Source organism: Pelomonas nitida (assembly GCF_043555975.1).
GTDB lineage: Bacteria > Pseudomonadota > Gammaproteobacteria > Burkholderiales > Burkholderiaceae_C > Pelomonas > Pelomonas nitida.
The window spans coordinates 222300-233650 of record NZ_JBIGIA010000010.1; the positions used below are offsets into that span (position 1 = coordinate 222300).

Consider the following 11351-nt stretch of genomic DNA (forward strand, 5'->3'; position numbering starts at 1 on the left):
CGCATGGCCTGGATCGAACCCTCCGATGTGCTGCTCGTCGAAGACGACGAGCATGTGCGCCTGGCCACGCTGCAGAGCCTGCGGCTCGCCGGCCTGCTGGCTCATGGCGTGGACTCCGCCGAGGCCGCGCAGGCGTGGCTGACGCCCGGCTTCGCCGGTGTCGTCGTCTGCGATGTGCAACTGCCCGGTGCCAGCGGCCTGCAGCTGCTGCAGGCCCTCGGCCAGCAGGACCGGGAGCTGCCCGTGGTGCTGGTCACGGGCCATGGCGACATCGGCATGGCGGTCGAAGCCATGCGCGACGGCGCCTGGGACTTCATCGAGAAGCCGTTTTCCGTCGAGCACCTCGTCGAGGTGGTGCGCCGTGCGCTGGCGCAGCGCCGGCTCGTGCTGGAAAACCGCCGCCTGAAGGCGCAGCTGGAGGATCAGGGCGTGGGCGGGCCGGCGGCCGGGCTGCTGGGCGCCAGCGCCGCCATGGAGCAGGTCCGCACGCTCATCGGCACGCTGGGCGCGGCGCGGGTGGATGTGCTGATCCACGGCGAGACCGGCGCGGGCAAGGAAGTCGTCGCGCGCGCGCTGCATGCGGCCAGCGGCGCGCGCGGCGCCTTCGTCGCCATCAACTGCGGCGCGCTGCCCGAGAGCGTGTTCGAGTCCGAGATCTTCGGCGCCGAAGCCGGCGCCTACACGGGCGCGGCCAAGCGCCGCATCGGCAAGCTCGAGTTCGCCGGCGACGGCACGGTGTTCCTCGACGAGATCGAGTCCATGCCGCTGGCGCTGCAGGTCAAGATGCTGCGCGTGCTGCAGGAGCGCAGCGTGGAGCGCCTGGGCGCGAACACCGTCGTGCCGCTGGCCTGCCGCATCGTCGCGGCCACCAAGGTGGACTTGCTGGCGCTGGCCGCCGAAGGGCGTTTCCGCGAGGACCTGTTCTACCGGCTGGACGTGGCCAGCATCGAGCTGCCGCCGCTGCGCCAGCGCCGCGAGGACATCCCGCTGCTGCTGAGCCATTTCTGCGCGCAGGCGGCCGAGCGGCTGCAGCGCCAGGTGCCGGCCTGGACGGCCGAGCAACTGGCCGCCTGGCAGGCGCGCGACTGGCTGGGCAACGTGCGCGAACTGCGCAATTTCGCCGAGCGCTGGGTGCTGGGGCTCGTCACCGAGGCGCCCGTGGTGCTGCCGCCGGCGCAGAGCAGCGAGCCCGCGCCGCTGCCGGCAGCGCCGCTGGACGAAGCGCTCGCGGCCGTCGAGCGACAGTGGATCGTGCAGGCGCTGCAGGAGAGTGGCGGCAACATCGCCAAGGCCGGCGAGCGCCTGGGCCTGGCACGCAAGACCTTGCACGACCGCATCCGCCGCCTGGGCCTGGACGCCGACGCCTACCGCAGCGGCGCGTGACGGCTTGACTGGCTGCGCCGCCGCCGGCCCCGCTGACCGATGACGGGTGACGCTCAGGTCACCGGCAACGGCGCCGGTGCGCCGCGTTCGCGGTGGGCCCATCGGTACAGCAGCGGCAGCACCAGCAGCGTCAGCACGGTGGACGACAGGATGCCGCCGATGACGACCGTGGCCAGCGGCCGCTGCACCTCGGCGCCGGTGCCGGTCGCCAGCGCCATGGGCACGAAGCCCAGTGACGCGACCAGCGCCGTCATCAGCACCGGCCGCAGCCGGGCCAGCGCGCCGTCGCGCACGGCGGTGTCCACGCTGGCGCCGGCGTCTCGCAACTGGCGGATGAAGCTCAGCATGACCAGCCCGTTGAGCACCGCCACGCCCGACAACGCGATGAAGCCCACCGCGGCCGAGATGGACCAGGGCAGGCCGCGCAGGGCCAGGGCGAGCACGCCGCCGGTCAGCGCAAACGGAATACCAGTGAACACGAGCAGTCCGTCGCGCAGATTGCCGAACATCGCGAACAGCAGCACCAGCACGGCCGCCAGCGCCAGCGGCACGACCACGCGCAGCCGCTGGGCGGCCGACTGCAGCTGCTCGAAGCTGCCGCCCCACACGCTCCAGGTGCCGGCCGGCAGCGTCACCTGACGGGCCACCGCGGCCTGTGCGTCGGCCACGAAGCCGCCCAGGTCGCGGCCGGTCACGTTCGCGCTGACGACGACACGGCGCTGGCCGTTCTCGCGTGACACCTGGTTGGGGCCTGGCGCCAGCGTGAGCGTCGCCACCTCCGCCAGCGGCACGGACCGCACCTGGCCGTCGGCGCCGCGTGGCAGCGGCACCGGCAGGCGACGGAGCGCGTCGAGGTCTTCGCGCACGGTTTCGGGCAGCCGCACGACGATGTCGAAGCGGCGATCACCCTGGACGAGCTGGCCGGCCTCGCGGCCCGCGATGGCCGTGGCGACGGCGTCCTGCACGTCGGCCAGCGCCAGCCCCAGCCGGCCCGCCCGCTCGCGGTCCACCTGCACGCTGAGCATGGGCAGGCCGCTGGTCTGCTCCACGGCCACGCCGGTGGCGCCGGGCACCGCGCGCAGCACGGCCGCCACCTGCTGCGCCGCGGCCTGCAAAGCCTCGGCGTCGCCGCCGAACAGCTTGACCGCCACGTCGGAGCGCACGCCCGACAGCAACTCGTTGAAGCGCAGCTGGATGGGTTGCGAGAACTCATAGCCGCTGCCGGGCAGACGCTCGGCCTCTTCGCGGATGGCGGCCAGCAGCTCGTCGCGGGTCTTGCGTGGCTCGGGCCAGTCGGCCATGGGCTTGAGCATGATGTAGCCGTCGGAGATGTTGGGCGGCATGGGGTCGGCGGCGATCTCCGCCGTGCCGGTGCGGGCGAAGATGCGCTCGATCTCAGGGAAGCGCGCCTTCAGCCGCGCTTCCAGCCGCTGCTGCAGCTCGACGGACTGGCTCAGCGACGTGCCCGGCATGCGCAAGGCCTGGATGGCGAAATCGCCCTCGTCGAGGTTGGGCACGAACTCGCTGCCCAGGCGCGTGGCCAGCGCCGCGCAGACCGCCACCAGCATGGTGGCCGCCGTCAGCACCACGGGCGCCTGGCGCAGCGTCGCGTCCAGCAGCGTGCGGTAGCGGCGCTCGGCCCAGCGCATGGCCGGCACGGTCTTCTCGTCCACGCGATGCCCGATGAACAGCGCCACGGCCGCCGGCACGAAGGTGATGGACAGCAGCATCGCGCCGCCCAGCGCCAGCAGCACCGTGATGGCCATCGGATGGAACATCTTGGCCTCGACGCCGCCCAGCGCCAGCAGCGGCAGGTAGACGACCATGATGATGAGCTGCCCGAACAGCAGCGGGCGGCGCGCCTCGCGGGCGGCCTCGAAGACCTCGGCGAAGCGCTCCTGGCGTGTCAGCGCGCGCCCCGCCGCGGCCTGCGCGTGGGCCAGCCGCCGCACGCAGTTCTCGACGATGACGACCGCGCCGTCCACGATGATGCCGAAGTCCAGCGCCCCCAGGCTCATCAGGTTGGCGCTTATGCCGGCCTTCACCATGCCGCTGAACGTGAACAGCATGGCCAGCGGGATCACCATTGCCGTGATGACGGCGGCGCGCACATTGCCCAGCAGCGCGAACAGCACGGCCACCACCAGCGCGGCACCTTCCAGCAAGTTGTTGCGGACGGTGCGGATCGCCTTGTCCACCAGCACGGTGCGGTCGTACACCGGCACGGCGCGTACACCGGCGGGCAGCGTCTTGTTGATGGCCTGCATGCGTTCGTCCACCGCGCGCGCCACCGTGCGGCTGTTCTCGCCCATCAGCATGAACACGGTGCCCAGCACCACCTCGCGCCCGTTCTCCGTGGCGGCACCCGTGCGCAACTCGCGGCCGGGGCCGATGTCCGCCACATCGCGCAGCCGCACGAGGCCCGACGGGGCTCGCGTCACCACGATCTCGCCCAGCTCGGCCGTCGTGGCGGCCTGGCCCAGCGTGCGCACGAGCACCTGCTCACCGGTCTTTTCGATGTAGCCCGCGCCCTGGTTGCCGTTGTTGCGTTCCAGCGCGTTGACCAGATCGGCCAGGCCCAGCCCGTAGGCGGCCAGCCGCTCCAGGCTGGGCGCGACGACGAACTGCTTCTGGTGGCCGCCGATGCTGTTCACCTCGGTCACGCCCGGCACGGTGCGCAGCTGGGGCTTGATGACCCAGTCCTGGATCTCACGCAGGTCGGTGGGTGTGTAGGCCGTGCCTTCGTCTGCTTCCACCGTCCACAGGTAGATCTCGCCCAGGCCCGTCGAGATCGGGCCGAGGGTCGGCGTGAGGCCGGCCGGCACGCGGGCTTCCTGCAGCCGCTGGTTGACGAGGTTGCGCGCGGCCTGGAGGTCGGTGCCATCGCGAAAAATCGCCGTCACCTGCGACAGGCCGTAGCGCGACAGCGAGCGCGTCTGCTCCAACCCCGGCAGGCCGGCCATGACGGCCTCCACCGGCACGCTGACGCGTTGCTCCGTCTCCAGCGGGGAATGGCCCGGTGCCTGCGTGTTGACGACGACCTGCACGTTGGTGATGTCGGCCACCGCGTCCACCGGCAGCCGCGCGGCGCTGTAGACACCCAGGCCGGCCATGGCCGCCACGCCCAGCATGACGAGCCAGCGCTGCGCGATGCACCAAGCGATGATGCGTTCAAACATGGTGATGCTCCCTCAATGGTCGTGGGCCGCGCTGGCCTTGCCCAGCTCGGCTTTCAGCACGAAGGCGTTCTTCGTCGCGATGCGGTCGCCCGGCGTCAGCCCGGCGACGATCTCGGTCTGCGTGTCGTCGGCTCGGCCGGTCGTCACCACCGCGGCTTCGAAGCCGCCGGGCACGGCCTTGAAGACGACGGTCTGCCCGTCCAGCGTCTGAACGGCGTCGGTGGGCACGGCCAGGGGCACGGGGATGTCGCCGCCCAGCACTTGCACCGTGACGAACAGGCCCGGCCGCCAGGCGGCCTGTGGGTTGGCCAGCGCCACGCGGGCGCGCGCGGTCCGCGTGGGCTCGCCCAGCAGCGCGCCGACGTAGCTGATCCGTCCCTCGGCGCGGCCGTCGAACGCGGTCGATGTGATGACGGCGCGCTGGCCGGTGCGCAGGTCGGCCAGGTCTTTGGGAGCGACCGCGAATTCCGCGGCGACGTGGCTGAGGTCGGCGATGGTGAAGACGGTGGTGTCGTCCTTCACGGCCTCGCCGCGCGTCAGGTGCTTTTCGACGATGACGCCGTCCAGCGGCGCGCGCAGCGCCAGCTGATTCAGCGCGCCCGCGGTGCCGGTGGCGCCGACGGCCGCCAGCTTCTGCTGCGCGTTGGCGACGGCGATGTCGGCCTCGCGCAGCGTGGTCTGGGCCTGCTCGCGGTCCTGCGCGGCGGCGATGCGGTCGCGCCAGAGCCGGTCCTCGCGCTCGAAAGCCAGCCGTGCCGCCTCCTGCCGGCGTTGCGCGCTCAGCAGTTCGCTGCGCTGTTCGGCCAGCGCCGGGCTGGCAATGACGGCCAGCATGTCGCCGCGCCGCACGGGCTGGCCCAGCTGAGCGGGCACGGCCTCGGCCACGCCGGCCACGCGCGGCACGATGTGGGCGGTGCGGTCCTCGTCGAGGCGTATCTCGCCCGCAAAGTGGGTCGTGCGCTGCAGCGTGGCGGGGCCGGCGACGGCCACGGCGATGCCGGCGGCCTCGCGCCGCGCGTCGTCGATGCTGAGGTGGCGGTCGCGGCTGTCGTCGTCATGGCCGGCCGGGCGGGCCTCGTCGCCGTGCGCCTCGTGAGGCGCATCGTCGTGGCCGCGCTCGTGCAGCAGCAGGGCGGTTGTGCCGGCACTGCCGAGCACCAGCAGGGCGGCCATCGCGATGGCCTGGGGTCGGGTGATGTTCATGGCGTGGTGGGCAGGATGCGGTCGATGACCGCCGCGGCTTGGTGGGCGGCGGCGAGCTGTTGGCGTTGGTGCTGGCGGGCCTGGATCAGCGCGCGTTGCGCATCCAGCACGTCCAGCAGGCCGGTCTTGCCGGCCTCGAAGCCCTGTCGCGCGGCGTCCAGCGCCAGGGCCGCCGCGGGGAGCACGGTGTCCCGCAGCGAGCGCAGCGACTGCAGTGACCGGCCCAGCCGGGCCTGCGCCTGCTGCAGCTCGGCGGCCAGCGCGAGCCGCGTGGCCTGCAGCTGGTCGTCGGCCTGGGCAGCGCGGGCGAGGGCCTGTTGCAGGCTGCCCTGGTTGCGGTCGAGCAGGGGCAGCGGCACGCTGAAGCCGATGACGGCCTGTGTGCGCCCGAGGTCGTTGGCGCGGCGCGCACCGACGCTGAGCGTCAGGTCCGGCGTGGCCTTGCTGCGCTCGACATCGACCGCGGCCCGGCGACGCTGCGCCTCGCGGCGCGCCGGGGCCAGGGCCGGGGAGGCGTCGAGCGCGGCCGTCAGGTCGGCCGGTGCCGGGCGCGCCGGGCTGTCGGCGCCACCGTGAGCGTCACTGTCGCCAGCGTCCACGCTGTCGAAGCGCGGCACCGTGTCGCCCAGCAGGGCGGCGAGTGACAGGCGTGCCGTGTCGAGCTCGGCCTGGGCTTCGCCGGCCTGGAGCTCCGCCTGGGCGAGCTCGACGCGGGCGCGAGCTTCGTCCACCGGCGAAAGCCGGCCCGCTGCGACACGGCGCGCCGTGGCGTCGAGCATCCGGCGCGTCAGCTCGGCGGCGTCGCGCGTCAAGGCCACCTGCTGCTGGGCCGACTGCACGGCATGGAAATCGGCCGTGACACGCGCAGCCAGCTCGGCGCGGCGGGCGGCCAGCTCCGCGAGGGCGACATCTCGGGCGCTTTCGGCCTCGGCGATGCGGGCGGCACGCTTGCCGCCCAGTTCCAGTGGAATGTCCAGCGTGGCCGTCGTCGTCCGCTGGTCGGCTCGCCAGTCCTCGACCTGGGCCGTGAAGGCCGGGTTGGGACGGGCCGCGGCCTGGCGTAGTGCGCCCTGGCTGGCGTCAACCTCGCGAGCGGTGGCGGCGAGGGCGGGGTGGTGTTGCGCGGCCTGGGCCTGGGCCTGGGCAAGCGTGAGGGGCGCGGCCGGCAGCGCGGCCGGCCACAGCCATGCGGCGGCCAGCAGTGGCCGCCAATGTGTGGTTCTCATCGAATCTCCTGGGAAAGGTTTCCGGGGGACTCGGCGAGACGGCAGGGGAAGAGGTGAGGACCGTCTCGCCGATCAGACGAGACGCAGCCACTGCGGGCGGTCAGGGGCGCGCTGGGGCGCGGAGGGGTAACGGTGCGGCCGTGCGGCGGGCGGCGCTTCACGCGCGGCCCATGCCAAGGTCGGCGAGGCCGGGGTGGGCAGGCCGGTCAGGCTGGCCGCATGGCAGTCGCCGCAGTCGGCATCCGCCTTGCCGGCCGAGGGCTTGGCGGCCTTCTCGGCCGGGTGCTCGTGGGCGTGGTGGCCGACATGGCGGGCCTCGGGCGGCGTGGTCTCGTGCTGGCAGTAGCCCGCCACCGCGCCCCAGCTGAACTGCAGGGGCAGCAGCAGGGCGAGGACGATGAGCAGCAGGCGGGCCATGGCGGCGATTATCCGTGCGCGCGGATCAGTCGCTCAGCTCTTGCCGCCATCCAGCAGCGCGTCGCGCAGCTTGGCGTCGGCCGGCGATTCGCCGAACCAGATGCGCAGGATCAGCGTGAAGAACTCGTCGTCGCCGACGGGGCCGCCCTGCGGCTGGCCCTGGATGTAGAACTGCGTGCCCTTGCCGGGCACGAAGTCCATCGCGAACGTGTCGCCGGCCACCAGCTTGGGCTTGCCGGAGAAGATCTCGATGAGGCGCGTGGTGGCCAGCGTGTGACGCGTCAGCTGCGCGGCCGGCGCGTTGTCGCTGATGCCGCGCATGAAGAGCCGGCCGAGGTCGGTGCCGGGCAGCTCTCGCAGTGCGATGAATTGCAGCCGCTTCGGGCCCGGCAGCGCGAGCAGCTCCGCAGGCGTGGCGGCATGCGCCGTGGTGTAGAGGGCGAGGTCGTAGGCCTTGATGACGAAGCGCACGCGAGTGCCCTTGCCATTGAGCTGCAGCGTGGTGCCGTCGAGCTGGGCCGTGGCGTCGAACTTGTTGGTGGTCGGGCCGGCGGCGGCCTGCAGGCACAGCGTGACGCCAGCGATCAAGGCGGCCCGGCGGGCCCGTGTGATGAGGGTCTGAGGTGGTTTCATGTCTCCTCCGGAAGGCTTTCTTGTTTCATCGTGACGGTCGCCATTCTGCGTGGCGGTGCGAGCGGCCGTGTCCCCGTTTGCGGTGGCCGTGGCTTGGGCTCAAGCGTGAATCCTCACAACGCGGCCCGGCCGGCCGACGGCCTCGCGGGCGCGCAGCTGCCCGCAGCCGCCCTCGACGTCCTGGCCCGCCGAATCGCGCAGCTTGGTCAGTACGCCACGGCGGCTGAGCTCGGCCGCGATTTCGCGCGCGCGCTCCCAGTCCGGCCGGGCAAAGGGCAGGCCGTCGGCGCTGTTGAACGGGATCATGTTCAGCAGGCCGTAGCGGCCCTTGAGCAGCCGCACGATGCCGTCCAGCTCCTGTGGCCCGTCGTTGACACCGTCCAGCAGCGTCCACTGGTACTGCACGGGGTAGCCGCTGGCGCGGCCGTAGGCGTCGGCGGCCTCCACCAGCGCTTCGGGTGATAGGCGGGGCGCGCGCGGCAGCAGGTCGGCACGCTTGGCCGCGTCGCTGGTGTGCAGCGACAGCGCCAGCGCGGGCTTCACCTCGGCCGCATGCAGTGCGTCGAATGCGCGCTCGTCGCCGACCGTGGAAAACACCAGCTGCTTGTGCGCGAAGCCTCCCTCGCGACCCAGCAAGGTGATGGCGTCCAGAACGTTCGCGAGGTTGTGCGAGGGCTCGCCCATGCCCATGAAGACCACCTTCTTCAATGCCGGGTTCTTGCGCCGGGCCAGCACGACCTGCGCGACGATCTCCGCGCTTGCGACCTGGCGGATCAGCCCGTCCACGCCGGTCATGCAAAAGCGGCAGCCAACCGCGCAGCCGACCTGGCTGGACACGCACACGCCATCGCGCGGCAGCAGCACGGTCTCGACGGTCTGGCCATCGCGCAAGCCCAGCAGCAGTCGCGCGGACATGCCGTCGCCACCGGCATGTTCGCTGCGCAGCGCCAGCAGGCCGTCCAGTTCGGCCATCAGACCAGGCAAGTCGGCCATGACGGCCTGCGGCAGCCAGCCCTTCAGTGGTTGCCGGCCGGCATCCAGCGGCAGGTTCTGCACCCAGTGGCGCAGCAAGCGGCTTTCGTGAGCGGGGTTGGCGCCCAGCGCTCGCAGGCGCTGGCGAATGTCGGAAATCAGCATGGCGGGGCGATTGTCCCCCGCGGGTGCCGGGGTGGCCTGCCACGCTGCGCCGGCCTGAGCTTTTCAAGCTGCTGGACCACTGCCATCCCGGCGATGTACTGCTGGTGGAACAGGTGGACCGCCTGTCACGCCTCAGTGTGGGTGACTGGGATGCCCTGAAGGCCGCCATCAAGGCCAAGGGCGTGCGCGTGGTTGCGCTGGACCTGCCGACCAGCCACGGTGCCATGCGGGCCGCGCCGCCTCCTGCGGACGGCGAAGAGCCCGACCCTACGGAGGTGATCCTGAAGGCCGTCAACGCGATGCTGCTGGACATGCTGGCCGTGATGGCTCGCAAGGGCTACACCGACCGTCGCCGCCGTCAGGCCGAGGACATCGCCAAGGCGCGAACCCAGGGGCTCTATCGTGGTCGCCAGGTAGACCAGAAGCGGCACGAGAACATCCTTGCGTTGCTTGATGCGGGCAGGACATGGGGTCAGGTGCAAGAACTGACCGGGGCCAGCCGCTCGACCATCCTGCGTGCCGTCAAACTTCGCGCTGCCGTCTAGACTTTGGTGGCGATGGACTGGACTTTCCACCCCACTTTGGTCGAGCCGTTTTATCTGCTCGTTATGAACGCCAACGTCCTGTCGGAGACTGAGGCCAAGCAAGCAGAGTTCATGGAGTCTTTGGGCCGGGCTGCCGCCAGCGTGACTGATGACGAACTGCTTGAAATGCTGAGGTCGTCCTGGCGCCCGGCAAAGGTGGCAGCGTGGCTCATAGCCAGGGACAAGCGCGAGCAGTTCGTGCCTCAGCTCGAAGCGATGTTGTTGGCGCGGCCCGACCATGCTGAGCATCTGTGCATCGCCCTCGCTGCGTTGCACGCCCGTTCATCGGTTGACGCGTTGCAGTGTTACGTTGACTTTTGCGCAGAGGGCAGATTTGCTCCAGGGGACGAGCTAGGTGAGCGGCTGTCTCCTGACTGGGCCGTAGCAGCCATTGAGTACATCGGTGATGAGTCTGCCGCCTCGCGTGCAGGCAACGGCTGGACGGCGTTCCTGGCAGCGCAGCAGCAGGCAATTCCTCGCCTGATGGTCGAACGTGGTGTCGGGACTCGATTGCGCGAAGCGTCAGAGGCGCGATTGATGGATGCGAAGAACTGGCTTGCTCTAACGCTGACGCTGCTGAACAGAGCGTAGGCGGCAGTGTATGGAGCTGTAGCAAATCGAGGGGGTACGGGGGGGGGGCGCCCGCCCCGCACCATCGGATGCCCACTCGGAAATTTCCGGCAAATATTCGGGAGGTTTGCTTGGTCTCAAACAACGACGTCAATCGGCGACTGAACGACTTCGCACGCCGCTCGTTCCTCAACATCGCGGACAAGGACTACATCGCAGCCCGTATGGCGGTGCGCGCTGAACTGATGCCTCAGTTTCTATGGGCGTCGCAACAAGCCATCGAGAAGTACCTCAAGTTCATCTTGCTCGTGAACCGCATTGAGGCCAAGGTTGGTCATGACATTGCGGCGTGCGTTGAAGCGCACGGAAGCGCTCCCCTTTCAATTGGATTTGTGGCCTGAGACTCGCAAGTTCATGCAGCACATCGCTGAGTACGGCGCGTACCGTTACTTGGATGTGTCGTACTTCGTTGATGGCTAACTGCATGTCGAGTTGGACAGGGCAGTGTGGGATTTGAGGCGCTATTGCCAGGTGCTGGACGGAAGCCATGTTGCGCTGACGGCGTCTGAGCAGCGTTCGGTGAAACTGGACTGGGCAGCCATCGCGACAAGCAAGGACAACCCGCCCAATGAGTTTCGCCTGGAGGGCGGATTTCTGGAGACGGTGATAGCGACGCCGAAGCATCCTGCTCGAAGCCACCTCTTGTGGCAGAACGCTTTTTTGGGTTCGCGGGGCCGTGCGTCCATCAGGGCCAAGCAATACAGCGCTGGCGAGAATTCGCCGCTTTATCTTTTCCCCGAAATGCTTGATGAGGTTCTCAAATACGTGAAGGTTCCGAAGAGGCTGGCTGATGGCTATCGCGAGCATCGGCGGGAAATCATGGCCGATCCGTCTAAGAGCCGCTAACGAAACTTATCATCTGCCTCAGTTCAAGAACCGCTGAGGAAGATGGCAGTCAAGAAGGAAGTCAGCGCAGCACTGTGGTCGCGGATACAGCCGCTGTTGCCCGAGGTGCGGAA

The 11351-nt window shown here is 70.2% G+C and carries 11 protein-coding genes; 5 read left to right on the forward strand and 6 right to left on the reverse strand.

Annotated elements, in window-relative coordinates:
- Positions 1-3: 3 nt before the first annotated feature.
- On the forward strand, positions 4-1383 hold the full coding sequence (locus tag ACG00X_RS14805; protein ID WP_394488959.1) for a sigma-54-dependent transcriptional regulator: 1380 nt from the start codon (positions 4-6) through the stop codon (positions 1381-1383).
- Between the two features lie 53 nt (positions 1384-1436).
- On the opposite strand, the gene ACG00X_RS14810 is transcribed toward ACG00X_RS14805, so the two are convergent.
- The 6 genes from ACG00X_RS14810 to ACG00X_RS14835 form a co-directional block, all read right to left on the reverse strand.
- Positions 1437-4562: an efflux RND transporter permease subunit gene (locus ACG00X_RS14810; protein ID WP_394488960.1), complete on the reverse strand. Its 3126-nt coding sequence runs from the start codon at positions 4560-4562 to the stop codon at positions 1437-1439.
- A 12-nt stretch (positions 4563-4574) separates the two neighbouring features.
- On the reverse strand, positions 4575-5765 hold the full coding sequence (locus ACG00X_RS14815) for an efflux RND transporter periplasmic adaptor subunit (RefSeq protein WP_394488961.1): 1191 nt from the start codon (positions 5763-5765) through the stop codon (positions 4575-4577).
- Complete coding sequence (locus ACG00X_RS14820) at positions 5762-6991, reverse strand: TolC family protein (RefSeq protein ID WP_394488962.1); 1230 nt, start codon at positions 6989-6991, stop codon at positions 5762-5764. The genes ACG00X_RS14815 and ACG00X_RS14820 overlap by 4 nt, the downstream gene beginning before the upstream one ends.
- Before the next feature lie 72 nt (positions 6992-7063).
- Positions 7064-7408, reverse strand: a complete 345-nt coding sequence (czcI, locus tag ACG00X_RS14825) for a cation efflux protein, CzcI family (RefSeq protein WP_394488963.1) — start codon at positions 7406-7408, stop codon at positions 7064-7066.
- Between the two features lie 33 nt (positions 7409-7441).
- Positions 7442-8041, reverse strand: a complete 600-nt coding sequence (locus tag ACG00X_RS14830) for a chalcone isomerase family protein (RefSeq protein WP_394488964.1) — start codon at positions 8039-8041, stop codon at positions 7442-7444.
- A 99-nt stretch (positions 8042-8140) separates the two neighbouring features.
- Positions 8141-9178 carry an RNA methyltransferase gene (locus tag ACG00X_RS14835; protein ID WP_394488965.1) on the reverse strand — a complete coding sequence of 346 codons (1038 nt, stop codon included), beginning with the start codon at positions 9176-9178 and terminating at the stop codon, positions 8141-8143.
- A 23-nt stretch (positions 9179-9201) separates the two neighbouring features.
- On the opposite strand from ACG00X_RS14835, the gene ACG00X_RS14840 reads away from it, so the two are divergent.
- From ACG00X_RS14840 to ACG00X_RS14855, 4 genes are all read left to right on the forward strand, one after another.
- Positions 9202-9723, forward strand: a complete 522-nt coding sequence (locus tag ACG00X_RS14840; protein WP_394488966.1) for a recombinase family protein — start codon at positions 9202-9204, stop codon at positions 9721-9723.
- 12 nt (positions 9724-9735) lie between these two features.
- A complete protein-coding gene (locus tag ACG00X_RS14845; RefSeq protein WP_394488967.1) occupies positions 9736-10353 on the forward strand; it encodes a DUF6000 family protein in 618 nt (205 codons plus the stop codon).
- Between the two features lie 110 nt (positions 10354-10463).
- On the forward strand, positions 10464-10733 hold the full coding sequence (locus ACG00X_RS14850) for a HEPN domain-containing protein (RefSeq protein WP_394488968.1): 270 nt from the start codon (positions 10464-10466) through the stop codon (positions 10731-10733).
- A 178-nt stretch (positions 10734-10911) separates the two neighbouring features.
- Positions 10912-11238, forward strand: a complete 327-nt coding sequence (locus tag ACG00X_RS14855; protein WP_394488969.1) for a hypothetical protein — start codon at positions 10912-10914, stop codon at positions 11236-11238.
- Positions 11239-11351 lie beyond the last annotated feature (113 nt).